The sequence below is a fragment of the Comamonadaceae bacterium OTU4NAUVB1 genome, from assembly GCA_024372625.1.
Lineage (GTDB): Bacteria > Pseudomonadota > Gammaproteobacteria > Burkholderiales > Burkholderiaceae_C > Variovorax.
The window spans coordinates 3,068,517-3,093,297 of the sequence record CP099605.1; the positions used below are offsets into that span (position 1 = coordinate 3,068,517).

Annotated in this window: 26 protein-coding genes; 16 read left to right on the forward strand and 10 right to left on the reverse strand. The window is 71.6% G+C overall.

The genetic code is table 11. The annotated features are described in order from the left end of the window. Positions 1 to 2 precede the first annotated feature (2 nt). The 3 genes from NF681_17820 to NF681_17830 all read right to left on the reverse strand — a co-directional run bounded on the left by NF681_17820 (position 3) and on the right by NF681_17830 (position 4,438). Positions 3 to 2,003 (reverse strand): MFS transporter, encoded by a 2,001-nt coding sequence (locus NF681_17820; protein UST54104.1) that lies wholly within the window; start codon positions 2,001 to 2,003, stop codon positions 3 to 5. A 93-nt stretch (positions 2,004 to 2,096) separates the two neighbouring features. Beyond that, positions 2,097 to 3,362: an FIST C-terminal domain-containing protein gene (locus NF681_17825; GenBank protein UST54105.1), complete on the reverse strand. Its 1,266-nt coding sequence runs from the start codon at positions 3,360 to 3,362 to the stop codon at positions 2,097 to 2,099. A 98-nt stretch (positions 3,363 to 3,460) separates the two neighbouring features. Continuing rightward, positions 3,461 to 4,438 carry a hypothetical protein gene (locus NF681_17830; protein ID UST54106.1) on the reverse strand — a complete coding sequence of 326 codons (978 nt, stop codon included), beginning with the start codon at positions 4,436 to 4,438 and terminating at the stop codon, positions 3,461 to 3,463. A 97-nt stretch (positions 4,439 to 4,535) separates the two neighbouring features. Between NF681_17830 and NF681_17835 the strand changes: the two genes are divergently transcribed. From NF681_17835 to NF681_17855, 5 genes are all read left to right on the forward strand, one after another. Beyond that, positions 4,536 to 4,964 carry a VOC family protein gene (locus tag NF681_17835; protein ID UST54107.1) on the forward strand — a complete coding sequence of 143 codons (429 nt, stop codon included), beginning with the start codon at positions 4,536 to 4,538 and terminating at the stop codon, positions 4,962 to 4,964. Continuing rightward, positions 4,961 to 5,560, forward strand: coding sequence for a MarC family protein (locus NF681_17840; GenBank protein UST54108.1), 600 nt, complete (start codon positions 4,961 to 4,963; stop codon positions 5,558 to 5,560). The genes NF681_17835 and NF681_17840 overlap by 4 nt, the downstream gene beginning before the upstream one ends. A gap of 102 nt (positions 5,561 to 5,662) precedes the next feature. Continuing rightward, entirely contained in the window at positions 5,663 to 6,916 is a 1,254-nt protein-coding gene (locus NF681_17845; GenBank protein UST54109.1) for a DUF3108 domain-containing protein, read from the forward strand. Positions 6,917 to 7,011: 95 nt separating this feature from the next. Continuing rightward, positions 7,012 to 7,323 carry a DUF3567 domain-containing protein gene (locus NF681_17850; protein ID UST54110.1) on the forward strand — a complete coding sequence of 104 codons (312 nt, stop codon included), beginning with the start codon at positions 7,012 to 7,014 and terminating at the stop codon, positions 7,321 to 7,323. A 112-nt stretch (positions 7,324 to 7,435) separates the two neighbouring features. Then, positions 7,436 to 8,218 carry a ChaN family lipoprotein gene (locus NF681_17855; GenBank protein ID UST54111.1) on the forward strand — a complete coding sequence of 261 codons (783 nt, stop codon included), beginning with the start codon at positions 7,436 to 7,438 and terminating at the stop codon, positions 8,216 to 8,218. 51 nt (positions 8,219 to 8,269) lie between these two features. Here NF681_17855 and NF681_17860 read toward each other — a convergent pair whose 3' ends face one another. Beyond that, on the reverse strand, positions 8,270 to 9,601 hold the full coding sequence (locus NF681_17860) for an aminotransferase class III-fold pyridoxal phosphate-dependent enzyme (protein UST54112.1): 1,332 nt from the start codon (positions 9,599 to 9,601) through the stop codon (positions 8,270 to 8,272). Positions 9,602 to 9,682: 81 nt separating this feature from the next. Here NF681_17860 and purU point away from each other — a divergent pair, with 81 nt between their 5' ends. The 6 genes from purU (at position 9,683) to NF681_17890 (ending at position 14,734) form a co-directional block, all read left to right on the forward strand. Beyond that, the gene (gene purU / locus NF681_17865) at positions 9,683 to 10,531 is read left to right on the forward strand and encodes a formyltetrahydrofolate deformylase (GenBank protein UST54113.1); all 849 of its coding nucleotides are present in this window, start codon (positions 9,683 to 9,685) and stop codon (positions 10,529 to 10,531) included. A 47-nt stretch (positions 10,532 to 10,578) separates the two neighbouring features. Then, positions 10,579 to 12,084, forward strand: a complete 1,506-nt coding sequence (locus NF681_17870; GenBank protein ID UST54114.1) for an FAD-binding protein — start codon at positions 10,579 to 10,581, stop codon at positions 12,082 to 12,084. Positions 12,085 to 12,097: 13 nt separating this feature from the next. Beyond that, complete coding sequence (locus NF681_17875) at positions 12,098 to 12,499, forward strand: CidA/LrgA family protein (protein UST54115.1); 402 nt, start codon at positions 12,098 to 12,100, stop codon at positions 12,497 to 12,499. A gap of 4 nt (positions 12,500 to 12,503) precedes the next feature. Next, the gene (locus NF681_17880) at positions 12,504 to 13,229 is read left to right on the forward strand and encodes an LrgB family protein (protein UST54116.1); all 726 of its coding nucleotides are present in this window, start codon (positions 12,504 to 12,506) and stop codon (positions 13,227 to 13,229) included. Between the two features lie 110 nt (positions 13,230 to 13,339). Further along, a complete protein-coding gene (rocF, locus tag NF681_17885; GenBank protein ID UST55832.1) occupies positions 13,340 to 14,251 on the forward strand; it encodes an arginase in 912 nt (303 codons plus the stop codon). A gap of 72 nt (positions 14,252 to 14,323) precedes the next feature. Continuing rightward, positions 14,324 to 14,734 carry a response regulator gene (locus NF681_17890; protein ID UST54117.1) on the forward strand — a complete coding sequence of 137 codons (411 nt, stop codon included), beginning with the start codon at positions 14,324 to 14,326 and terminating at the stop codon, positions 14,732 to 14,734. Here NF681_17890 and NF681_17895 read toward each other — a convergent pair. The 3 genes from NF681_17895 to NF681_17905 form a co-directional block, all read right to left on the reverse strand. Further along, entirely contained in the window at positions 14,731 to 15,558 is an 828-nt protein-coding gene (locus tag NF681_17895) for a DUF2242 domain-containing protein (protein ID UST54118.1), read from the reverse strand. The two genes, NF681_17890 and NF681_17895, sit on opposite strands and share 4 nt — an antisense overlap. A 166-nt stretch (positions 15,559 to 15,724) precedes the next feature. Next, on the reverse strand, positions 15,725 to 16,996 hold the full coding sequence (locus NF681_17900) for a Glu/Leu/Phe/Val dehydrogenase (protein UST54119.1): 1,272 nt from the start codon (positions 16,994 to 16,996) through the stop codon (positions 15,725 to 15,727). Between the two features lie 120 nt (positions 16,997 to 17,116). After that, complete coding sequence (locus NF681_17905) at positions 17,117 to 17,830, reverse strand: YggS family pyridoxal phosphate-dependent enzyme (GenBank protein ID UST54120.1); 714 nt, start codon at positions 17,828 to 17,830, stop codon at positions 17,117 to 17,119. 38 nt (positions 17,831 to 17,868) lie between these two features. Here NF681_17905 and NF681_17910 point away from each other — a divergent pair, with 38 nt between their 5' ends. From NF681_17910 to pdeM, 3 genes are all read left to right on the forward strand, one after another. Continuing rightward, positions 17,869 to 18,912, forward strand: coding sequence for a type IV pilus twitching motility protein PilT (locus tag NF681_17910; GenBank protein ID UST54121.1), 1,044 nt, complete (start codon positions 17,869 to 17,871; stop codon positions 18,910 to 18,912). A 55-nt stretch (positions 18,913 to 18,967) separates the two neighbouring features. Beyond that, the gene (locus NF681_17915) at positions 18,968 to 20,104 is read left to right on the forward strand and encodes a PilT/PilU family type 4a pilus ATPase (protein ID UST54122.1); all 1,137 of its coding nucleotides are present in this window, start codon (positions 18,968 to 18,970) and stop codon (positions 20,102 to 20,104) included. 89 nt (positions 20,105 to 20,193) lie between these two features. Then, the gene (gene pdeM, locus NF681_17920) at positions 20,194 to 20,808 is read left to right on the forward strand and encodes a ligase-associated DNA damage response endonuclease PdeM (GenBank protein UST55833.1); all 615 of its coding nucleotides are present in this window, start codon (positions 20,194 to 20,196) and stop codon (positions 20,806 to 20,808) included. A 43-nt stretch (positions 20,809 to 20,851) separates the two neighbouring features. Here the strand turns inward: pdeM and NF681_17925 are convergent, their stop codons facing one another. From NF681_17925 to NF681_17935, 3 genes are read right to left on the reverse strand one after another with little or no spacing between them, the layout of a single operon-like run. After that, positions 20,852 to 21,382: a TPM domain-containing protein gene (locus tag NF681_17925; protein UST54123.1), complete on the reverse strand. Its 531-nt coding sequence runs from the start codon at positions 21,380 to 21,382 to the stop codon at positions 20,852 to 20,854. A 2-nt stretch (positions 21,383 to 21,384) separates the two neighbouring features. Next, positions 21,385 to 22,368 carry a TPM domain-containing protein gene (locus NF681_17930; protein UST54124.1) on the reverse strand — a complete coding sequence of 328 codons (984 nt, stop codon included), beginning with the start codon at positions 22,366 to 22,368 and terminating at the stop codon, positions 21,385 to 21,387. A gap of 7 nt (positions 22,369 to 22,375) precedes the next feature. Then, complete coding sequence (locus NF681_17935) at positions 22,376 to 22,972, reverse strand: LemA family protein (protein ID UST54125.1); 597 nt, start codon at positions 22,970 to 22,972, stop codon at positions 22,376 to 22,378. 133 nt (positions 22,973 to 23,105) lie between these two features. Here NF681_17935 and NF681_17940 point away from each other — a divergent pair, with 133 nt between their 5' ends. Both NF681_17940 and NF681_17945 read left to right on the forward strand, forming a co-directional pair. Continuing rightward, positions 23,106 to 24,164 carry an alpha/beta fold hydrolase gene (locus NF681_17940; protein UST55834.1) on the forward strand — a complete coding sequence of 353 codons (1,059 nt, stop codon included), beginning with the start codon at positions 23,106 to 23,108 and terminating at the stop codon, positions 24,162 to 24,164. Continuing rightward, positions 24,157 to 24,714 carry a DUF2946 family protein gene (locus tag NF681_17945; protein UST54126.1) on the forward strand — a complete coding sequence of 186 codons (558 nt, stop codon included), beginning with the start codon at positions 24,157 to 24,159 and terminating at the stop codon, positions 24,712 to 24,714. Before NF681_17940 ends, NF681_17945 begins: the two co-directional genes overlap by 8 nt. Positions 24,715 to 24,781: the final 67 nt, after the last annotated feature.

The window sequence follows — 24,781 nt, forward strand, 5'->3', positions numbered from 1 at the left end:
CGTCAGGTCGCGAGCAGATCGGCCACGCGGGCCCGCAGCGATTCCGGCTGCGCGTCCCGGGCACGCACGGGCATGCCGACATGGAGTCCGACACGGCTGCACAGCCCGCGCCGGAACGGCCTGGCCATGGCGACGTGCCGGCCGCCGCGCACCTCCACGCGACTGAAATACGAGCCCCACAGGCCGATGAGCGCCATCGGCACCACGGGCACGTCCAGGCCGTCGGCGCGCGCGGCGGCCAGGATCTTCATCACGCCGCCCCTGAACGGCTGCAGCGCGCCGTCGGACGTGATGGCGCCCTCGGGAAAGATGGCCAGCAGGTCGCCCTCGCGCAGCACCTGGGCGGCCTGGACGAAGGCGCGATCGTAGGCCACTGCGTCTTCGTGCCGGGAAGCCACCGGAATGGCCTTGGCCAGCCGGAACAGCGTCCCCAGCACCGGCACGTTGAAGATGCGGTGGTCCATGACGAAGCGGATCGGCCGCGGGCTCGCCGCCATCAGCAGCACGGCGTCGACGAAGCTCACGTGGTTGCACACCAGCACCGCCGGCCCGTGGGCCGGGATGTGTTCCGCGCCGCGGATGCGGAAGCGGTAGACCCCGCGCGAGGCCACCCACGCGACGAAGCGCAGCAGGTATTCCGGCACCAGCATGAAGATGTAGAGCGCCACCACCGCGTTGGCGATGCCGGTGAACAGGAACACCTGCGCGATGCCGAAGCCCGCCGCGAGCAGCGCGCCGGCGGCGAGCGCGCTGGCGATCATGAACAGCGCGTTGAGGATGTTGTTGGCGGCGATGACCCGCGAGCGGTGCGTCGGCGGGCTGCGCAGCTGGATCAGCGCGTACATCGGCACGCTGTAGAGGCCGGCGGACAGCGACAGCAGCGCCAGGTCGGCCATCACGCGCCAGTGCGCCGGCCGGGCGACGAAGTCGAGCAGGCCGAAGGTGGCGTGCGGCGGCAGACCGCGCGCGGCGAGATACAGGTCGACCGCGAACACGCTCATGCCGATGGCGCCCAGCGGCACCAGACCGATCTCCACCTGCCTGCGGCCCAGGACCTCGCACAGCAGCGCGCCGGCGCCGACGCCCACCGAGAACAGCACCAGCAGCAGCGAGGCGACCCGCTCGTCGCCGTGCAGGACGTCCCTGGCGAAACTGGGGAACTGGCTGAGGAAGACGGCGCCGAAGAACCACATCCAGGAGATGCCCAGCAGCGAGCGGAACACCACCACGTCGCGCCGCGCGAAGGCCAGGTTGCGCCAGGTCTCGACGAAGGGGTTCCAGTTGACGACCAGTCCGGGATCGGTCGCCGGCGAGCGCGGAATCCGCTGCGCCACCGCGCGGCCGGCCAGCGCCAGCAGCACGCACGCCGCCGCCACGGCGCCATGCCCGACCCGTGGCAGCGCCACCAGCAGGCCACCGGCGACCTGGCCGAGCAGGATGGCGACGAAGGTCCCCATCTCCACCATGCCGTTGCCGCCGGTCAGCTCGCGTTCGTCGAGCACCTGCGGCAGGTAGGCGAATTTGACCGGGCCGAACAACGTCGAGTGCAGGCCCATCAGGAACACGCAGCCCAGCAGCACGGCGGCGTCGGCGCGCAGGAAGCCCCAGGCCGCCAGCACCATGATCGCGATCTCCAGGTCCTTCACGCGCCGCATCAGGCGGGTCTTGTCGTGCTTGTCGGCGAGCTGGCCGGCGGTGGCCGAGAACAGCAGGAACGGCAGGATGAACAGCGCGCCGATGGTCAGGCCCGCCATCGCCGGGGGCATCCAGGCCAGCTGGAGCTGGTAGGTCACCATCACGGTGAAGGCGAACTTGAACAGGTTGTCGTTGGCCGCGCCGGTGAACTGGGTCCAGAAGAACGGAGCGAAACGCCGCTCGCGCAGGAGCGCGAACTGGCCGGCGTGCGGCGCTGGATCGGCGGTGTCCGTGGCGACCGGCTTCGTGTGAAAAGGCCCGAGGCCGAAGCGATCGGCGGGAGCGGGGCGGGAGGAGTCGGGCGGCATCACGGGCATGTCGTTCCGGAACGAGGGCAAAGCGAAGGGAAGCACCGTCAGCGACGCCGACGGCCGCTGAATTCTGCCTGCCGCGCCAACGCCTCAATCGCCGACGAACACCGTCAGAACGCCCGTGTAGCCATAGATGTGGTGCCGCGCGATCTCGCCGGCGGCGAAGAAGCCGACCAGGGGCACGTCGCCCAGCGCGTGGCGCACGATCTGCATCTCGGCGTTGGGCGCGCCGAAGTGCGGCCCGCCACGCCCTGAACAGCTCACGTAGACCGCACCGGCGATGCGCCGTGCCGGATGGGGCGCCGCCTCGGCCTCGCCGGCGGCGACGGCGCGTGCCGTCGCCAGGGTCTGCTCCTCGGGCTCGAGTTCCTCGCGGATCTCGGCGCAGATGCGCATCAGGTCGGCGCGCGCGGCCTGCGGGCTGCGACGCACGAAGCTCAGGCGCATGCCGGCCTCCGCGACATTGGCGATGGCCACCCCGTGGCGGTTCGGATCCAGGCCGATGATGTGGCGCACCAGCACGTCGGCGCCCAGGTCGCCCGTGCGCCGGATGCCGTCGCTGCCGGCATCGACCAGGCCCACCAGCGTCGCGCGCACGGCGTCGACCGCCTGCTGCGGCTCGTCGAGGCTGACATTCAAGTCGGCCAAAAGCACATCGAGCGCGGGTTCGCCGTCGAGTCCGAGCAGCAGGTTGCCGTCGGCCTCGGTGATGGTGCGCTCGCGCGAGACCGGTTGGCAGCCCTGCGTCACGCGCGAGATCAGGCGCACCGATTCGCCGAAGACCACGCCCGAGAGACCGCCGGAGAACACCCCGCCGGCCGCGCCGTGGCCGCGGATGTTGCCGTTGCCGCCGACGGCGAACTGCAGCGTGTCGCCCCGGCCGGAGGACAGCCCGCCGAACAGGTAGCCGGTGTCGGTGCGCGCGGCCATCTCGCCGACCAGCTCGGCCAGCTCGGGCGTGGCCGGGTCGGCGTGGACCAGCGCGGTGTGCGACTCGAAGCCCGTCATCTCGGAGTTGCCCAGCGGCGCGACGCCGGAGAACACGCGGTACTGGTCGCTCGGCAGCGCGCACAGCATCAGGCTGAGGGCCGGCTCGTCGAAATACTCGGCGTTGTTGGCCGCCACGCCCACGCCCACGGTGCCCGACCAGTCGGTGACCTCGGGCAGTTCGGCGCCCAGGTGGTCGAGGATCTCCTGTGCGTCGGCGGCGTAGTGGTCGGTGATGTAGAGCAGGCCCAGCGTGGGCGCCTGGGCGTAGTCGGGCAGCACCATCTGCGCGCGCAGCTGCGCGAGGACGAGGCCGGCGGCCATGCGCCACTGGGGATGGGTGGCGTGGCCGGTGGGGAAAAGCTTCATGCGCGGGCGGTCCGTGGAGGGCGTGAGGGTCGGTCGAACGAGGAGGGGCGGCGTTTCGGCGGGGTGGTCGGTGCGAACGCGGCGCGCCCGCTGCCGGTTCAGCCGCGCGAGCGGCGCCTGGACGCGGGCGCGGCGGGCTTGGGCGCCGGCGCGGCGGACCTGCGCGGTGCGGCCTTGGGCGCGGCAGCCGTGGAGCGGGCACCCGCCGCGGGCGCGGACGCCTTCGAACGCGTGGCGCCCGCGCCGGTCCCGGCGGCCTTCTTCGCCGCCCCGGCCGTGCCCGTGGCCTTCACCCTGGCGGACCGCGTGGCCTTGGCCGGGGGCGAGGCGGACAGGCCCGGCATCTGCGGCATGACCGGCATCTGGAGCTGCGCGGCGTCCTTCATGGCCGATTCGGCGATGTGCTGGAACTGCTGCGTGAGCGAGCCCCACCATTTCAGCGGATCGACCACGCCGGCGCCCAGCGCGCCTGCGTCGCCCTGCGTGTCCTGCGTGTCCTGCGCACCGCCTGCACCGGCGTCGACCGGGGTCGCGCGCGCATCGGCGGCGGACTCGGCGGGTGCGGGCTCGGCGGCCCTGTCGCCTTCTCCGGACGCCGTCGGCTGCATCGCCTCGGCCATCCGGTTAAAGAACGACGTCATGGGCGTCCCCAGCGCCGCCGCCGCGGGCGGGGCCGACGGCGCGGGTGGTGGCGCGGCCGGCGCGGCCGCCTGGGGCATCACGGCGGCGCTGGCGGCGTTGGCGTTGCGGGTGAAGGCGTTGGCGAGGTCCTCCATGCGCACGTTCATTCCGCGCAGCGTGGACAGCGTCATCTTCTGGACCTCCAGCGCCTGGATGGTGGCCTTGAGCGCATGACCGTTCTGCTCGAGCCAGTACTGGACGGTCTTGAGCTCCTGGATGCGCTTGTCCACCTCCTCCACGCTGAGGGTGGGCGCCACCCAGCTCGACAGGCTCGGCAGGCCGGGCACCGAGCCGGCGCCCTGGCCGGGCGCGGCAGCGCCGGCCGCGAGGTTCTTCAGAAAATCGAAGCCGGGCACGAACTGGCTGAAATCGAAGGCGGGGGTGGCGTCGCTCATGGGCATGTCTCCATCGGGATTGTGTCGTCAGCTTACTCCAGGGCCGGCCGCGCCGAGGGCAAATCCGGGCCCGGGACGGGGCAGATAATCGGGCGCCATGCACAGCCTCTTCCACCTCGCCTTCCATGTCCGCGACCTCGACGTCGCCCGCCGCTTCTACGGCGACACGCTCGGTTGCGCCGAAGGGCGCAGCACCGACACCTGGGTCGACTTCGACTTCTTCGGCCACCAGATCTCGCTGCACCTGGGCGAACCCTTCGCCACCACGCGCACCGGCCGCGTCGACGACGTCATGGTGCCGATGCCGCACTTCGGCGTCGTGCTCGAACTGCCCGACTGGCAGGCACTGGCCGATCGCCTGCGCGCGGCCGGCACCGAATTCCTGTTCGCGCCCCAGGTGCGCTTCGAGGGCCGCCCCGGCGAGCAGTGGACAATGTTCTTCCTCGATCCGTTCGGCAACCCGATCGAGGTCAAGGGTCTGCGCTCCTTCGAGACCGTCTACGCGAAGCAGCCCGTCGTGCCGTGACCTACACCTTCGCCTCGGCGACCATCCTGCTGCTGCTCATCTGCGATCCGCTGGGCAACATCCCGATCTTCGCCAACGCGCTGCGCCACGTGGCGCCCGAGCGGCGCGCCCGGGTCATCCTGCGCGAGGTGTCGATCGCCTTCGGGCTGCTGCTGACCTTCATGTTCGTGGGCGACCGCTTCCTGCGCGTGATGGGTCTGTCGGGGCTTTCGCTGCAGATCGCCGGGGCGGTGGTGCTGTTCCTGATCGCGTTGCGCATGATCTTCCCGAACCGCGCGGCCGCCCCGCTCGAGGACGAACGCGAGCCGCTGATCGTGCCGCTGGCGATCCCGGCGCTGGCGGGACCGTCGGCACTGGCCACCGTGATGCTGCTGGTCTCGCAGGCCCCCGAGCGCCGCGCCGAATGGATCGCCGCGCTCAGCGTGACGATGGCCGTCTGCGCCCTGGTGCTGGTGCTGGCCGACCGCATCCAGCGCGTCATCGGCGACCGCGTGGTGCTGGCCCTGGAGCGCCTCATGGGGCTGATCCTGGTGGCGGTGTCGGTGGAGATGATGATCCGGGGAGTGAAGTCCCTCGCGCTCGAGCTGGGACGCTAGGCGCGGCGCGCCGGACCGCCGCTGACTAAACTGGACGCTTCCCGGGATGCGCGTCGAAGCGGCGCGATCGATCGCCGCGAAGTCGTCCTGCCCCGAGCCGCCATGACGCCCTCCACCGCCCTGCCCGTGACCACCGACGCGTCCGCCGGATCGACCTCCGTTGCGAAGCGCGTCCGCGCGCGCCGTGCGCCGTGGCTCGCCCTGGCGGCGCTGACGGCGGCGGTGGGGGTCGCGCACCTGCTGCTGCTCGGCGCGGTGCCCCTGACCGGCGCAGCGACGCCCTCGCCGGTGACTGCGCGCTTCGTCGTGCGGACGATCGAAGCGCCCGCCCTGCCAGCGCCGACACCGCCGTCCGTGACGCCACGCCCGGTCGCCGCGGCGACGCCGCGCGAACCGGTGCCGAAGCGGCCGGCGGTGCCACGGGTGCGCACCCCCACCCCCGCCGCACCGGCCATCCCGGCCGTGCCGGCGACGGCATCGCTTCCCGCGCCGCCCATCGCGACGCCGGCACCCACGTCCGAGCCGCCTCCCCCGGTGACCGGAGCCCCACCGGACACTCCGGTCGACGCCGTCACGGCTGAGGCAGCGCCCGCGCCGGCCGACGCGGCGGTCCCGGACCCGTCCACGCCCGACACGCCGGCGCCCGCGCCCGCGCCGGTCGCCCCCGCCCCGTCGTCCGGTCCGGTGGCGGAGACCGCGCCGCTGAACGTGCCGGCGTCGGTGCGCCTGAAATTCACCGTCATCGGCCAGCAGGGCACGGTGCCGTTGCAGGGCGTGTTCGGCGAACTCGCGTGGTCCCAGGACGGGCGCGCCTACGAGGCGGACCTCACCCTGCGCTTCCTGTTCAAGACCCTGCGCCGACAGCACAGCCAGGGCGCCATCGGCCCGACGGGGATCGAGCCGGCGCGCTTCTCCGACACCCGCAAGGTCGAGGTGGCGTCGCATTTCGTGCGCGATCGCGGCGAGGTGGTGTTCAGCAACAACGCGCCCACCGTCGCGTTGCTGCCCGGTGCCCAGGACCGCCTGAGCGTGATGCTGCAGCTCGGTGCCCTGCTCGCGGGCGATCCGGCGCGCTACCCGGAGGACGGCGCCATCGCGGTGCAGACGGTGGGCCCGCGCGACGCCGACATCTGGCTCTTCAAGGTCGGCCCCGAGGAGCGGCTGACCCTGCCGATGGGCGATGTCGTGGCTCGCCGTCTCACGCGCAATGCCCGCCAGCCGTTCGACGACACGGTCGAGCTGTGGCTGGCGCCCGCCCTGGGTCACCTGCCGGTGCGCATCCGTCTGACGCAGCCCAACGGCGACTTCGCCGACATGCAGTTGCGCGAAGCGCCGCCAAGCGCCGCCCCGCGCTGAGGTGCACGGTGGTTTCTTGCCGTTTGCTGCGCGATGTCCATCGCGCGACGGCACGGCGCCTTGAAACCGGCGCATCGACAGCCACCTACTCCGTCATGAACGCCATCGACATCCTCACCGGTCCCGCCATGAACATGCTCTACGACTCCGACTCGTACGTCGTCGTGCATGTGCAGCCCACCGAGGGCGAGGCGCCGATCGAGCCGCACCTGCCGGTGCTCGCCCGCCACGGTTTCGAGATCGTGGACAAGCGCTCCGGCAAGGAGGTCTACCTCGACGGCTCCTGGGCCGAACTCTTCCAGCAGCAGATCGCCGCCTGGCAACTCAACACGCCGACCCAGGAAGAGGTCGAGGACACGCTGGAAGGCTACGCCGAGCTGGCGCAGAACCCGGTCCTGGTCCACTGAGCTGCCGCGCGTGCCTCGCGTCGCGTGGCGACCGGCGCGAACCGGTCGCGATCCGGTCCTCCGCCTCGCCGCTTTCCTCGTGCTGCCGCTGACATTGCTTCTCAGCGGTTGCATGTCGCCGATGTTCCCGGGTGGTTCGGGCGGACCGGACGACCACGCACCGTTCGTGCGTGGCCTGTCGACCCTGCTGCCCGTCGACATCCTGCTGATCGGCGAGCAGCACGACGCGCCGGCGCACCATGTCCTGGAGCGCGACGCGGTGACGGCCCTGGCTGCCCGCTCGCAACTCGCCGCCCTCGTCCTCGAGATGGCCGAGGACGGTCGGGACACCACCGCCCTTTCGACCGACGCGACGCAAGCCCAGGTCCGCACCGCGCTGCGTTGGGACGAGGCCGCCTGGCCCTGGGAGGATTACGCCCCGGCCGTGATGGCCGCCGTGCGCGCGAGCGTGCCGGTGCTGGGCGCCAACCTGCCGCGTGCGCGCATGAAGGACGCCATGGCCGATGTTTCGCTCGACGCCCAGTTGTCCGCGGCCGCCCTGACCGCCCAGCGGACCGCCGTGCGCGACGGTCATTGCGGCTTGCTGCCGGAAACGCAGATCGTGCCGATGACGCGCATCCAGGTGGCGCGCGACCGCGCCATGGCGCAGGTCGCGTTCAAGGCCCGCCGACCCGGTCGCACGGTGCTGCTGATCGCCGGCGCCGCGCACGTCGACCGGCGCCAGGGCGTGCCGCAGCACCTGCCCAGCGATGCCAGCGTCAGGAGCCTGCGGCTGCTCGCCACGGCCGATGCCGACGACGTGATCGAGTCGCCGGTCCGCCACGACGCCACGTGGCGCACGCCGCCGCTGCCGGCGAAGGACTACTGCGCCGGGGTCCGACCACCGTCGCGCTGAGCCGTCCGGCCTTCCGCGATCCGACGGCGGCCCCCCCGCGCCACATGGCGCTCAGGCGTGCTTGCGGATCGATTCGGCCAGCGTGCCCACCAGCGTGTCGATGTGCGACTTCTCGACGATGTAGGGCGGCGCGAGGACGATCACGTCACCGGCCGGGCGCACCAGCGCGCCGCGATGGAAACAGTCCACGAAGGTGTCGTAGGCGCGCTTGCCCGGGGCGCCGGCGATCGGCGCCAGTTCCACCGCCGCCGCCAGGCCCAGGCTGCGGATGCCGATGACGTTGGGCAGTCCCGTGAGGGCGCCGTGGAAAGCGTCGCCGAGCACCGGGCCCATCTCGCCGGCGCGCGCGAAAAGCTGCTCCTTCTCGAACAGGTCGAGCGTGGCGACGGCCGCCGCGCACGCCACCGGGTGACCCGAATAGGTGTAGCCGTGGAAGAACTCGACCGCGTGCTCGGGCGCGTCGGTCTTCATCATCGCGTCGTAGAGCTTGTCGCGGCAGATCACGCCCCCCAGGGGGATCACGCCGTTGGTCACGCACTTGGCGAAGTTCAGCATGTCGGGCACCACGCCGTAGAAATCGGCGGCGAAGTTGGTGCCCATGCGGCCGAAGCCGGTGATGACCTCGTCGAAGATCAGCAGGATGCCGTGCTTGTCGCAGATCTCGCGCAGGCGCTGGAGGTAGCCCTGGGGCGGCAGGTACCAGCCGGCCGATCCCGCCACGGGCTCGACGATGATCGCCGCGACGTTGCTCGGGTCGTGCAGCGGCAGGATGCGGCGCTCCAGTTCGATCAGCGGGTCCTCGGCCCACACCGGCTCGCGGTTGTGGATGTAGGCGTGGTCGACCGGGTCGTGGATGAAGCGCATGTGGTCCACGCGCGGCAGGAAGGCCGAGCCGAACGCCTTGCGGTTGCCCGGGATGCCGCCGACCGACATGCCGCCGAAACCCACGCCGTGATAGCCGCGCTCCCGGCCGATGAAGACGTTGCGGTGGCCCTCGCCACGCGCGCGGTGGTAGGCCAGCGCCACCTTCAGGGAGGTGTCGGCGGCCTCGCTGCCGGAGTTGCAGAACAGCACCCGGTTCAGGTCGCCCGGCGCCAGCGCGGCGATGCGCGTGGCGGCTTCGAACGCGCGGTCGTTGCTGACCTGGAAGGCCGTGGCGTAGTCGAGCGTGTCGAGCTGGGCCTTGATCGCCTCGTTGATCCCTGCCCGGTTGTGACCCGCGCCCACGCACCACAGCGACGAGATGCCGTCGACGACCGTGCGGCCGTCGTGCGTGGTGAATTCCATGCCGTCGGCGGCGACGAAGACGCGCGGGTCCTTGCGGAAGGCCCGGTTGGGCGTGAAGGGCAACCACTGGTTGTCCAGGTTGAAGTCGTGGGCCATGTCGGCGCTCCTGTGCGGTTGGATGGGGTCGGGACGGTCGGACGAACGGTCATTCTGGCATCCGCGACAATCGCCCGCGCCATGACATCCGCCTACATCCTGACCCTTTCCTGCCCCGATCGCACCGGCATCGTGCACGCCGTCTCGGGCTTCCTGCTCGAACGCGGCGGCAACATCGAGGAGGCCGCGCAATACAACGACCATGGCACCGGCCTGTTCTTCATGCGCGTGCGCTTCGCCTGCGACGCCCACGACCACGCGCAGCTGAGCGCGCAGATGACCGAGCTCGGCCGCACCTTCGGCATGGACTGGAAGCTGCACGACGCCGCCCAGCCGATGAAGACGGTGATCCTGGTGAGCCGCGACGGCCATTGCCTCAACGACCTGCTGTTCCGCTGGAAGAGCGGCCTGCTGGCCATCGACGTGCGCGCCATCGTGTCCAACCACCGCGACTTCTACCAGCTCGCCGCCAGCTACAACGTGCCCTTCCACCACATCCCGGTGACGGCGCAGACCAAGCCCCAGGCCGAGGCGAAGCAGTTGGAGATCGTCGAGGCCGAGGGCGCCGAGCTGGTCGTGCTCGCGCGCTACATGCAGGTGCTGAGCAACGACCTGTGCGCGAAGCTGGCCGGGCGCGCCATCAACATCCATCACTCGTTCCTGCCCAGCTTCAAGGGCGCCAAGCCCTACTACCAGGCGCACGACCGGGGCGTGAAGCTGATCGGCGCCACGGCGCACTACGTGACGGCCGACCTCGACGAGGGTCCCATCATCGAGCAGGACGTGGCGCGCGCCGACCACACCGACACGGTCGAGGACCTCACCGCGCGCGGCCGCGACACCGAGAGCCAGGTGCTCGCCCGCGCCGTCAAGTGGCACAGCGAACGCCGCGTGCTGATGAACGGCCACAAGACGGTGATCTTCAAGTAGCACCACCCATGGCGAGGGCGCGCGGGGCGGCTTAAAGTGTCGTCACCATGAACGCCCCCGTCCCGCCCGAACAGCACGCGCTCCTGCAGCGCTCCGAACGCCAGTCGCAGGTCGTCGCGGCCCTGCGACCGCACCTGCCCGCGCATGCCCTCATCTGGCACGAGGAGGACACCACCCCTTACGAGTGCGACGGCCTGACGGCCTACCGCGCGCGGCCGCTGGTGGTCGTCCTGCCCGAGACCGAGGCGCAGGTCGCCGCCGTGCTGGCGACCTGCCACGGCCTGGGCGTTCCCGTGGTGGCGCGCGGCGCCGGCACGGGCCTGTCCGGCGGCGCGATGCCCGACCCGACGGGCGTGACGATGTCGCTGGCCAAGTTCAACCGCATCCTGAAGGTCGACCCGGTCAGCCGCACGGCGGTGGTGCAGTGCGGCGTGCGCAACCTCGCCATCAGCGAGGCGGCGGCGCCCTTCAACCTCTACTACGCGCCCGATCCGTCGAGTCAGATCGCCTGCACCATCGGGGGCAACGTGGCGGAGAACTCCGGTGGCGTGCACTGCCTGAAGTACGGCCTGACGCTGCACAACGTGATGCGCGTGCGCGGCTTCACGGCCGAGGGCGAGGCGATCGAGTTCGGCGGCGAGGCGCTCGACAGCCCCGGACTCGACCTGCTGGCGCTGGTGGTGGGCAGCGAGGGCATGCTGGCCGTCACGCTGGAGGTCACCGTGAAGCTGGTGCCCAAGCCCCAGCTCGCGCGCTGCATCATGGCCAGCTTCGACGACGTGCGGAAGGCCGGCGACGCGGTCGCCGCCGTGATCGCCGCGGGCATCATCCCGGCCGGCCTGGAGATGATGGACAAGCCCATGACCGCCGCCGTCGAGGACTTCGTGCGCGCCGGCTACGACCTCGACGCCGCGGCCATCCTGCTGTGCGAGTCCGACGGCACACCCGAGGAGGTTGAGGAGGAGATCGGCCGCATGACCGCCGTGCTGCGCGGCTGCGGCGCCACCGCCATCGCGGTCAGCCAGAGCGAGGACGAGCGCCTGAAGTTCTGGAGCGGGCGCAAGAACGCGTTCCCGGCCTCGGGCCGCATCAGCCCCGACTACATGTGCCTGGACTCGACCATCCCGCGCAAGCGCCTGGCCGACATCCTGCTGGCCATCGCCGAGATGGAGAAGAAGTACGACCTGCGCTGCTGCAACGTGTTCCACGCCGGCGACGGCAACCTGCATCCGCTGGTGCTGTTCGACGCCAACGACCCCGACGAGCTGCACCGCTGCGAGCTCTTCGGCGCGGACATCCTGGAGACCAGCGTGGCCATGGGCGGCACCGTCTCGGGCGAGCACGGCGTGGGCGTGGAGAAGCTCAACAGCATGTGCGTGCAGTTCACCGCGACCGAGAACGAGGCCATGTTCGGCGTCAAGCGCGCCTTCGACCCCGCCGGGATGCTCAATCCGGGCAAGGTGATCCCGACCCTGCAGCGCTGCGCCGAGTACGGCCGGCAGGTCTTCCGCGCCGGCGCGACGCAGCCGTTCGCCGACCTGCCGCGCTTCTGAGGCACCGGCGTCCATGAACGGCTTGCGCGGCCTGGCCTGGCTGCTGGTCTTCCAGTCGGTGGGCGAGCTGCTGTCGCGCGGCTTCTCCCTGCCCTTGCCCGGGCCGGTCCTGGGGCTGGTGCTGCTGCTGGGCGGACTGCGCTTTCGGGTCGTGCGCGACCCGGTGGGCGAGTGCGCGCAGTTCCTGCTGTCGCACCTGTCGCTGCTGTTCATCCCGGTGGGCGTGGGCGTGATGACGCACCTGTCGCTGCTGAGCGAGTACGGCGGCCGCATGCTGCTGGTGATCGTGCTGTCGACCTGGATCGGCCTGGGCGTGACGGCGCTGGTCCTGTACGGACCGGCCCGCGGCCGCGCCGGGTCCGCCACCGGCGCGGACGCCGACCCCGACGCCACCACGCCCGACCCGCGGCCCTGATGCCATGCCGCGCTTCGTCGAACTCTGGGTCTACCTCTCCGCCACGCCGCTGTTCGGGCTGACGGCGACGCTGGTGGTCTACATCGTGGCCCAGGCGCTCTACGCGCGGCTGGACAACGCGCCGTGGGCCAACCCGGTGATGTGGTCGGTGGTGGCCATCGCGGGCGGGCTGCTGGCCACCGGCGTGGACTACCCGACCTACTTCGCCGGGGCGCAGTTCATCCACTTCCTGCTCGGGCCGGCGGTGGTGGCGCTGGCCTGGCCGCTGTGGCTGCGCCGCGCGGAACTGCGCCGGCGCCTGGGACGGGTGCTGCTGGCCTCGCTGCTGGGAGGCGCGGCGGCGTCGCTGTCGGCGCTGGGACTCGCCTGGGCGCTGGGCCTGCCGCACGACGTGGTCCTGTCGCTCGCCCCGAAGTCGGTGACGGCGCCCGTGGCGATGGGCATCGCCGAGAAGATCGGCGGCATCCCGGCGCTTTCGGCGGTGTTCGCGGTGCTCACCGGGATGGTCGGCGCGCTCTCGGGCAAATACCTCTTCGACCTGCTGCGCATCGGCACCACGCCCGAGGGCTGGGCCGCGCGCGGCTTCGCGCTGGGCACGGCCGCGCACGGCATCGGCGCGGCGCGCGCGCTGCACGTGAACGCCGACGCCGGCGCCTACGCCGGGCTGGCGCTGGGCCTGCAGGTGGTCCTGGCGGCGCTGCTGATGCCGCTGGTGTTCCGGCTGTTCTGAGCCGTCCGGTGTCGGGCGCCACGCCGACCCGGGCCGTCGCGACCGGCTGTTAGGCTCATCGCATGACGATCCCGCCCTCGCCCCCGACCGCCACGAACGCCGCGACCGCGATGCCCACCACCCTCGAACTCATCGGCGCGCCGACCGACATCGGCGCCAGCGTGCGCGGCGCGGGCATGGGCCCCGACGCGCTGCGCGTGGCCGACATCGCCGGCACGCTGGCCCGGCTGGGCTTCGGGGTGGTGGACGCGGGCAACCTCGCCGGTCCGGCCACGCCCTGGGCGAAGCCGGCCGACGGCCTGCGCCACCTCGAGGAAACCGTGGCCTGGAACCGCGCGGTGCACGACGCGGTCGATGCCGCCCTGGCCGCCGGCCGCCTGCCGGTCATGATGGGTGGCGACCACTGCCTGGCGGTGGGCTCGATCAGCGCGGTGGCCCGGCATGCGCGCCAGCGCGGCCAGAAGCTGCGCGTGCTGTGGCTCGACGCCCACACCGACGTCAACACCGAGACCACCAGCCCCAGCGGCAACCTGCACGGCATGCCGGTGGCCTGCCTGCTGGGCCACGGCCCGGCCGCGCTCACCGGCTGGAGCGGTCCACGCGCCACGCTGGCGCCCGGGGACATCCGCTTCATCGGCATCCGCAGCGTCGACGCCGACGAGAAGCAGGCGATCCGGCAGCTCGGCCTGACCGTCTTCGACATGCGCCACATCGACGAGCACGGCATGCGCAACACCCTGACCGAGGCGCTGCAGGACATCGACGAGGACACCCACCTGCACGTGAGCTTCGACGTCGACTGCCTCGACCCGGCCGACGCCCCCGGGGTCGGCACCGGCGTGCGCGGCGGGCCGACCTATCGCGAGATGCAGCTGTGCATGGAGATGATCGCCGACACCGGACGGCTGCGCTCGCTCGACGTGGTGGAGGTCAACCCGGCGCTCGACGTGCGCAACCGCACCGGCGAGGTGGCGGTGGAGCTGATCGAGAGCATGCTGGGCAAGTCGACGCTGCAGCGCTGACCGCGCGCTTCCTACGCCCGCAGCGGCGCGGGCGGACAGCGCATCGCGCCCGCGGCGAGTAGATTCCGCACCATGCCAACCACGACCCTCACCCACCCGGAAGACCACGGGGACTCCTCGGCACAGGCGCTGCGCGTGCTGGTCGTCGAGGACGATCCGGCCGTGCTCGCCGCCACGGTGGACATGCTGCAGCTGCTCGGCCACTGGGCCGCGGGCGTCAGGAGCGCCGAGGTGGCGCGCGACCGCTTCATCGATGGCGCCTTCGACGTGCTCATGACCGACATCGGCCTGCCCGCCCTCTCGGGCATCGACCTCGTGGAGATCCTGCAGGCCCAGCGCAAGCTGCGCGTGATCTTCGCCACCGGCCGGCCACCCCCGAGCGAGCCGATCCCCGGCACCTTCTGGCTGCAGAAGCCTTTCGGCATCGACGAACTCAGCGAGGCGCTCCAGGGCGCCGGGCGCACCGACGACCAGCCGGCCTAGGGCGCCACGGGCCCGGTGGGCACGACCGGCGCGGCCGGGACGGCCGGCGTGGCGATCGGTACCGGATCGATCCGGGGCGGGACCGGCGGCGCCGGGGCCTCCAGCGCCTGGGTGACCGGTTCGACCGGCGCGGCGACCGGCGCGGTGACGGCCATGCCGGAGGCCGGTGCCACCGTCGGCGGCTCGCGCTGCGGCTCGACGGCTCCGACCGTGTCGGCGGTGGCGCCCCGGGTCAGGAAGCGATCGAGCAGCGCGAAGAAACGGTCGTAGAAGCGCTCGTCGGTCAGGGTCTCGCTCGCCAGCTTGACCATCGCGTCGTCGCTCGAGGAGAACGGCAGCGACACCGAACCCAGCACGCCGACGCCCAGCGTGGCCGAATTGTTGGTCTTCTTGATGCCGTAGCGGTCCTGCAGGGCGGTGACGAAGGCGATCGAGCGTGGTGCCACGCCGTTGCCGCGCGCTTCCGGCGCCGTCCTCGCCGCGCGCTCCGGGACGCCCTCGTGCGCGCAGACCACGCGGAACTCGACCTCGACGTGAACCTCGGGCGCGGGCTGGAAGCTCTTGCGCCCGGTCACGAGGTCGGCGTTGGCCGCGCTGATGAGGTAGCCCTGGCTGAGCAGGGCCCGGCGCGCGGCCTCGCAGGTCTGCGCCTCGGTCGCCGGGTAACTGCGCGCGTGGGTGGTGGTGGAGTCGAACTCCTCCGGGTCGTAGTTCACGCGCTTGGCGGTGGCGCCGCAGCCGGCGAGGACCAGGGCGACGGCGGCCCCGCAGAGCGGTGCGGCGCGCGCGGGGACGGGAAAGGAACGGGCAAGGAGAAAGGCCATCGGCGGTGAATGAGGTCCGGGTGCGACGTTGAGGGGGTCCGGCGGGAAGCCGGGTCCCTCTGCGAGCCGGCCGCCGCGCCAATGTTCCCATGCGGCGCAGGCCGCCCGCGCCGCTCGAGCGGTCCGCACCGCCCGCCCGTCCCGCGCGCGGCGCGCCGGACCGGCCTCAGGGGTACAGGCCGCGCTCGGCCCGCGCCGTCAGGATGCGCTCGCAGGCGACCGCGTAGGTGGCCGTGCGAAGGCTGATCTTGTGCTTGTCGGCCGTGTCCCAGATCTGGTTGAGGGCGTTCATCATGATGCGGTCGAGCCGCACGTTGATCTCGTCCTCGTCCCAGAAGAACGACGAGAAGTCCTGCACCCACTCGAAGTAGCTCACCGTCACGCCGCCGGCGTTGCAGATCACGTCGGGCACCACCAGCACGCCGCGCTCGGCCAGGATGTCGTCGGCCGAGGGCACGGTCGGACCGTTGGCGCCTTCGAGCACCAGGCGGGCGGTCGTGCGCTGCGCGCGCTCGGCGGTCAGCTGGCCTTCGAGCGCCGCCGGGATCAGGATGTCGCAGGCGACGTCCCAGAAATCCTCGTTGTCGATCACCTCGCCGTCGCTGAAGCCGACCACGCCGTCGGTGCGCGACAGCGGGATCAGCGTTTCCAGGTTCAGGCCGTTCTCGTTGACGATGGTGCCGGTGTGGTCCTGCACCGCGACGATCTTTGCGCCGGCCTCGGCGAAGAGTTCGGCCGCGACCGAGCCGACGTTGCCGAAGCCCTGCACCGCCACCCGCGCGCCGCGCAGGTCGAGCCCCAGGCGCCGCGCCGCCTCGCGCCCGGTGACGAACACCCCGCGCCCGGTGGCCTTCACGCGCCCGAGCGAGCCGCCCAGGTGCAGCGGCTTGCCGGTGACCACCCCGGTGGCGGTGCCGCCGACGTTCATCGAGTAGGTGTCCATCATCCAGGCCATGATCTGGCCGTTGGTGTTGACGTCGGGCGCCGGGATGTCCTGCTGCGGGCCGATGATGATGCCGATCTCGCTGGTGTAGCGGCGCGTGATCTTCTCCAGTTCCTTCTGGGAAAGCTGCTTGGGGTCGACGCGGATGCCGCCCTTGGCGCCGCCGTAGGGCAGGTTCACCGCCGCGCACTTGACGGTCATCCAGGCCGACAGCGCCATCACCTCCTCCAGCGTCACGTCCGGGTGGAAGCGCACGCCGCCCTTGCCGGGACCGCGCGAGAGGTTGTGCTGCACGCGGTAGCCCTCGTAGTGCGCGATGCGGCCGTCGTCCATCTCGATGGGCACGTCCACGATCAGGGCGCGCTTGGGACGCTTCAGCGTCTCGGCCCAGCGCGCGAGGTTGCCCAGGTAGGGGATGACCCGGTCGACCTGCGACAGGTAGGTGCCCCACGGGCTGTTGGCGGTGGGATGGACGAAGGACAGCTTCTCGCTCATGACGGTGTTCCCGTGGTGGTGATGCGCCCGACGATAGTCCCGCCCGCCGGCCGGCGCCACCCGTCATGCGCGGGACGGCGCACGTTATGCGTGCGCGGCACGGCCGGCGGCGCGGGCGCCTCAGGCGGGCGCGCCGCTCCGGTCGGCCGACCGGGCGCCGAACAGCGCCGAGCCCACCCGCACCATCGTGCTGCCCGCCGCGATGGCCGCCTCCAGGTCGGCGCTCATGCCCATCGACAGCGTGTCCAGCGCGAGGCCGTCGGCGCGCAGGCGCTCGAACACCGTCGCCGCCCGCAGGAAGAGCGCGCGCTGCGCCTCGAAGTCCGGTGCCGGCTCCGGGATCGCCATGACGCCGCGCAGCGCGAGGCGCGGCAGCGTCGCCACCGCGCGCGCCAGTGCCGGCGCCTCCTCGACGCCCACGCCCGACTTGTTCGCGCCGCCGTCGACGTCGACCTGCAGGCACACCTGCAGGGGCGGCAGGTGCGCCGGTCGCTGTTCGGACAGCCGCTGGGCGATCTTGAGCCGGTCGATGCCGTGGACCCAGTCGAAGTGCTCGGCCACGGCACGCGTCTTGTTGCTCTGCAACGGACCGATGCAGTGCCACTCGATGCGCCCGCGCAGATCGGCCAGCGCCTCGATCTTGGCCACGCCCTCCTGCACGTAGTTCTCGCCGAACGCCGTGAGGCCCGCCTCGAAAGCCGCGCGCACCGTCGGGGCGTCGAAAGTCTTGGACACTGCCAGCAGGCGCACGGCATCGCCGGGCCGGCCGGCGTCGCGCGACGCCGCGGCGATGCGAGTGCAAACTTGGTGGAGGTTGGCGGCAATCATCGTCATAATCTGTCAACTCGTATCAAAACGTCACAAGGAATCGCGTGGACATCACCCAGCTGCTGGCTTTCAGCGTGAAGAACAAGGCCTCCGACCTGCACCTGTCGGCCGGTCTGCCGCCGATGATCCGCGTCCATGGCGACGTGCGGCGCATCAACGTGGAAGCGCTGGACCACAAGGCGGTGCACGCCATGGTGTACGACATCATGAGCGACACGCACCGCAAGCACTACGAGGAGTTCCTGGAGGTCGACTTCTCCTTCGAGATCGACGGCCTGGCGCGCTTCCGCGTCAACGCCTTCAACCAGGGACGCGGCGCGGCGGCGGTGTTCCGCACCATCCCGTCGAAGATCCTGACGCTGGAGCAGCTCGGCGCGCCGCGCATCTTCGCCGACCTCGCCCTCAAGCCTCGCGGGCTGGTGCTGGTGACCGGGCCGACGGGCTCGGGCAAGTCGACCACGCTGGCGGCGATGGTCAACTACCTCAACGAGACCGAGTACGGCCACATCCTCACGGTGGAGGACCCGATCGAGTTCGTGCACGAGTCCAAGAAGTGCCTGATCAACCAGCGCGAGGTCGGGCCGATGACGCTGTCGTTCGCCGCCGCGCTGCGCTCGGCCCTGCGCGAGGACCCCGACGCCATCCTGGTGGGCGAGATGCGCGACCTGGAGACCATCCGCCTGGCCATGACGGCGGCCGAGACCGGCCACCTGGTCTTCGGCACCCTGCACACGTCCTCGGCCGCCAAGACCATCGACCGGATCATCGACGTGTTCCCGGGCGAGGAGAAGGACATGATCCGGGCCATGCTGTCCGAATCGCTGCAGGCCGTGATCTCCCAGACGCTGTGCAAGACCAAGGACGGCCAGGGCCGCGTGGCGGCGCACGAGATCATGCTGGGCACCTCCGCCATCCGCAACCTGATCCGCGAGGGCAAGGTGGCCCAGATGTACTCGACGATCCAGACCGGCCAGGGACTGGGCATGCAGACGCTCGACCAGAACCTCGCCGACCTGGTGCGCCGCGGCCTGATCTCGGCGGCCGAGGCGCGCGGCAAGGCCAAGACGCCGGAAAACTTCCCGGGCTGAGCCGCCGCCTTCCCGCCACCCCGTCACGCCACCCGCCACAGCCGGAGATCCCCGCATGGAACGCGATCAAGCCAGCCAGTTCATCAACGACCTGCTGCGCCTCATGGTGAGCCGCAAGGGCAGCGACATGTTCATCACCGCGGACTTTCCGCCGGCCATCAAGGTCGACGGCCGCATCGTGAAGGTCTCGGCCCAGTCGCTGGGCGCCAACCACACGCTGGCCCTGACGCGCTCGATCATGAACGACCGGCAGATGGCCGAGTTCGAGCGCACGAAGGAGTGCAACTTCGCCATCTCGCCCACGGGCATCGGGCGTTTCCGCGTCAACGCCTTCATGCAGCAGGGTCGCGTGGGCATGGTGCTGCGCACCATCCCGAGCACCATCCCGACGGTGGACGACATGGGCATGCCGCAGGTGCTCAAGGACGTGGCGATGACCAAGCGCGGCCTGGTCATCCTGGCCGGCGCGACCGGTTCGGGCAAGTCGACCACCCTGGCGGCGATGGTCGACTGGCGCAACCAGAACTCGTACGGCCACATCGTGACGGTCGAGGACCCGATCGAGTTCGTGCATCCGCACAAGAACTGCGTGGTGACGCAGCGCGAGGTCGGCATCGACACCGACAGCTGGGAGGCCGCGCTCAAGAACACCCTGCGCCAGGCGCCCGACGTGATCCTGATGGGCGAGATCCGCGACCGCGAGACCATGGATCACGCCGTCGCCTTCGCCGAGACCGGCCACCTGTGCATGGCCACGCTGCACGCCAACAGCGCCAACCAGGCGCTCGACCGCATCATCAACTTCTTCCCCGAGGAGCGCCGCACGCAGCTGCTGATGGACCTGTCGCTCAACCTGCGCGCCATGGTCTCCCAGCGGCTCGTCCCCACCGAGGACGGCCTGGGACGCGTGGCCGCCTACGAGGTGCTGTTGAACACGCCGCTGATCTCCGACCTGGTCATGAAGGCCGAAGTGGGCGAGATCAAGGAGATCATGAAGAAGAGCCGCAACCTGGGCATGCAGACCTTCGACCAGGCCCTGTTCGACCTGTTCGAGGCCGAGTCGATCTCGCTGGACGAGGCCGTGCGCAACGCCGATTCGGCCAACGACCTGCGCCTGCAGGTCAAGCTCAACAGCCGCCGCGCCCGTTCCAAGGACCTGTGCGCGGGCACCGAGCATTTCTCGATCGTCTAGTGCCGCCGTCTCCGACCCTCGCCGCCGACCGGTCCGTCGCGGTCCCGCGCCCCTGCCGTGCCGAGTGGGCCGGCGAGGCCGTCGACCTCCTGCCCGAGCGCGCCCTGTGGTGGCCCGCGCGCGGCCTGCTGTTCTTGGCCGACCTGCACATCGGCAAAGCCGCCACGTACCGCGCGTTGGGTCAGCCCGTGCCGGGCGGCACCACGCAGGAGAACCTGGCGCGGCTCGACACGCTGATCGCCCGCCACGCGCCGTCGGGGATCGTCTTCCTGGGCGACTTCCTGCACGCCGCGCAGGCGCGCACGCCGCAGGTGCTGGCCACGCTCGACGCCTGGCGCGCGCGGCACGCGGGCCTCGCCCTGACCCTGGTGCGCGGCAACCACGACAGCCGCGCGGGCGATCCGCCGGCCGCGCTGGGCATCGAGGTGGTCGACGAGCCGCACCGCATCGGCCCGTTCGCCTGCTGCCACCATCCGCAGACGCACCCCGGGCTGTTCGTGCTGGCCGGCCACGTGCATCCGGTGTGCGGCCTGAGCGGTCCGGGGCGCGACCGGATGCGCCTGCCGTGCTTCGTGCAGGACGGCGAACAGGCCATCCTGCCGGCGTTCGGCGAATTCACGGGCGGCTGGCACGTGCCGCCGGGCGGCGGGCGGCGTTTCCACGCCGTGGGCGGCGGCGCCGTCTGGCGGCTGCCGCCGGGCTGAGGCACCGACGGCGGCGCCCTCGGCACCCTCGGTGCCGGCCTGCCTACACCACCACGGGCGCGTCGGGCAGTTCGTTGCGTTCGGGCTCGTCCGCGGTGCGGGGGAAATGCGCGACCAGCAGGGCCGACACCTCCTCCAGTGCCTGGGTCAGGCCGTCCTCGAAGCGGCCGTCCCGGAAGGCCGCTCCCATGCGCCCGGCCATCGCGGTCCACTCGGCGGCGTCGACATGGCGGTCGATGCCGCGATCCGCGACGATCTCGATGGCGTGCTCGGCCAGCAGCAGGTAGACCAGCACGCCATTGTTGTGCTCGGTGTCCCAGACGCGCAGCTTGCCGAACATCGACAGCGCCCGCTCGCGCGCCGGCGCATCGCGCCACAGGTAGCTCGAAGGCAGGGCGGCCTCCACGCAGATGCGGACCTCGCCGTGATGGCGTCGCTCGCTGGCGCCGACGCGGCGTCCGAGCCGCTCCAGCGCGTCGTCGCTCAGCATGCGGCGCACCGCCGCTTCGTCGGTCCAGCGGTGGCGCCACAGGCGGGCGAGGCGGGCGAACAGCCCGGGATGTCGTTGCTGCATGCCTACCATCCTCCCGAGGCGCCGCCGCCGCCGAAATTGCCGCCGCCGCCGGAACCGAAGCCGCCACCGCCGCCCGACGATCCCCCGCCCCAGCCGCCGGAGCCCAGACCGCCGCCGAGCGCGCCACCCAGGCCGCCTCCCAGACCGCCGCCGAACCCGCCGCCCCGGCCACCGCCGCGCCCGCCGCCGCCTGGAAATCCGCCGGCGCCCGCGAGCAGCGTCACCACCAGCGCCACCACGCCCGCGAGCACCGCCACCACCAGCGTCGCCGTGATGGCCATCGCGATCGCGCCGGCCCCCACGCCCATCACCACCGGCGCGAGCTTGGCGCCGAAGATGCGGCGGGCGATGGGCGCGCCGACCAGCACGCCGAAGAACAGGAAGATCGCCAGGCTCTCCCAGTCGAACCCCGCGGCCCCCTGCGCGCCCCGGCTGGACCGCGGCGCCTCGACCGCCGGCAGGGCCTCGCCGTCGATGCGCGCGATCAGCTGGTCGACCGCGCCGTCGAGGCCACCGGCGTAGTCGTCGCCGCGAAAGCGCGGCTTCATGACGTCGTCGATGATGCGCGCCGCCGCCAGATCGGGCACCGCACCCTCGAGCGTCTTGGCGACCTCGATGCGCATGCGCCGGTCGTCCTTGGCGACGATCACCAGCACGCCGTCGCCCACCGCCCTGCGCCCGATCTTCCAGTCGTTGGCGACGCGGTTGGCGTACGACGCGATGTCCTCGGGCTGCGTCGTGGGCACCATCAGCACCACGATCTGGCTGCCCTTCTTCTGCTCGAAGGCGGCGAGCTTGGCCTCCAGCGCCTGGCGCCGCGCGGCGTCGAGCGTGCCGGTGGCATCGATCACGCGCGCGCTCAGGGGCGGCACGGGCAGCACGCCCTGCGCCCGCGCGCCGAATGCCAGCAAGCCGAGGCCCAGCCAAAGGCACAGCCCCGTCGCCACCCGGGCGAGGAAGCCGCGCGAAGCCCACGGCACGTTCATGGCGCGGTCATTTCTTGTTGAAGTCGACGGCCGGGGGCGTCGAGATCTGGGCTTCGTTCTGCACGCTGAAGTTGGACTTCGGCGCATAGCTGAAGACCTTGGCCGTCAGGTTGGTCGGAAAGCTGCGCGCGAGCACGTTGTATTCCTGCACCGTCTGGATGTAGCGGTTGCGCGCCACGGTGATGCGGTTCTCGGTGCCTTCGAGCGTCACGCGCAGATCGCGGAAGCCCTGGTTGGCCTGCAGCGTCGGGTAGCGCTCGGACACCGCCATCAACCGCGACAGCGCGCTGGACAGTTCGCCCTGGGCCTGCTGGAACCTGCTGAAGGCCTCGGGGTTGTTGAGCGTCTCGGGCGTGACCTGGATCGACGTCGCCTTGGCGCGCGCCTCGATCACGCGCGTCAGCGTCTCCTGCTCGAAGGCGGCTTCGCCCTTGACGGTGGCCACGATGTTGGGCACCAGGTCGGCACGGCGCTGGTACTGGTTGAGCACTTCGCTCCAGGCCGACTTGCTGGACTCGTCCAGGCGCTGGAAATCGTTGTAGCCGCAGCCGGTCAGCGCGGTCAGCGAGAAAGCGGTGAGGAGTGAGAGGAGCCAGCGTTTCATGGTGATTGTTTCCCTTGGTCGGCGGATCGCCGCCCGGCAGCATAGCCCCCGCGCCCGGGCACCGAAGAGGCAGAATCCGATTTTCGTGCCGGACATGCCCTTCCATTCCCCTGGTCCACCCCCCTCGATCGACCTGCGCTACGCCGCGCCGCGCTGGCTGCCCGGCGGGCACCTGCAGACGATCTGGCCGGCACTGTTCTCGCGCCATTCGGCCGGGGCGCCGCCGGTCTTCCTGCGCGAGCGCTGGACCGCACCGGACGGCGACTTCATCGACGTCGACTTCATGGCGCGGGTCGGCGGCGACGCCGCCGCCGGGGCCGCCGGGGCCACCGAAGCCCGTGCGCTGCTGGTGATGTTCCACGGCCTGGAGGGGTCGTCGGCCAGCCATTACGCGCAGGCGATGGCCGCCTGGGCGGCGGCGCGCGGCTGGGACTTCGCGGTGCCGCATTTCCGCGGTTGCAGCGGCGAGATCAACCTCGCGCCGCGTGCCTACCACTCGGGCGATCACGAGGAGATCGGCTGGATCCTGGAACGCTTCGCCGCCCGGCTGCCACGCCCCGACGGCGGGTCGACCGCGCCGCGCCTGCGGGCGCTGGGCGTGTCCCTCGGCGGCAACGCGCTGCTGCGCTGGGCCGAGGAGGCGGGCGCCACGGCCGGGCGCACGGTCCGCGCGCTCGCCGCGGTCTCGGCGCCGCTCGATCTTCTGGCCGGCGGCGCGGCGATGGGGCGTGGCTTCAACCGGCACGTCTACACCCGCATGTTCCTCGCCACCATGAAGCCCAAGGCGCTGGCCAAGCTGGCGCAGCACCCGGGACTGTTCGACCGCGATCGCCTGCTGGCGGCGCGCGACCTGCGCGATTTCGACAACGCCTTCACCGCGCCGCTGCATGGCTTTCGCGACACCGACGACTACTGGTCGCGTGGCTCGGCCGGACCCCACCTGCACGCCATCCGCGTGCCGACGCTGGTCGTCAACGCGACCAACGACCCCTTCGTGCCGGCGGCCAGCCTGCCGCGCCCGGCTGCGGTCGGTCCGTGCGTCACGCTGTGGCAACCGCGCCAGGGCGGACACGTCGGCTTTCCGCTGGGTCCCCCGCCGGGACACGTGCATGGCCTCCCCGAGCGTGTGGGCGACTGGCTCGCGCGCCACGGTCCCGCGCCGGACGGCGCGCACAATGGCCGCCATGGATGACATCGTCAGGAAGGCCCTCGCGAAGTGGCCCAACGTCCCGCACTGCCACGGCTGGCTCGGGCTCGACGCGCGCGGCAACTGGTACCTGCGCGACGACCGCACGCAGGCCGCCGGCCCCTTCCCGGCCGAGAAGGGCTCGCTGCTGCAGCACGACAAGCTCATCGACTTCATCCACCGCAACTACGCCGCCGACGACGAAGGCCAGTGGTTCTTCCAGAACGGTCCGCAACGGGTGTACGTCGAACTCGAGGCCGCGCCCTGGACCTGGCGCGTGGGCGAGGACTTCGGGCTCGTCTCGCACACCGGCGTGGCGGTGGGGCCGGTGACGAGCGACGCCGGCGCCACGGTGCTGCTCGACGAGGCAGGCCGGCTCTACGTCGCCGCGCCGCTCGGCCTGGGCCTCGTGCACACCCAGGACGTGGGGCTGGCCGCCGAAGCCATCGAGCAGGGCCGATGGCCCGCGCCGCAGGACGTGCGGGCGGCGGAGCTGCAGGCGCGCTTCGGTCACGTCCTGAGTCCGTCGGCGCGACGCGCCGCATCGGGCGCCTGAAACGAAAAAGCCGGCACGAAGGCCGGCTTTTCGAGGAGGTTGAATCGATCGGCGAGGGCGCATCGCC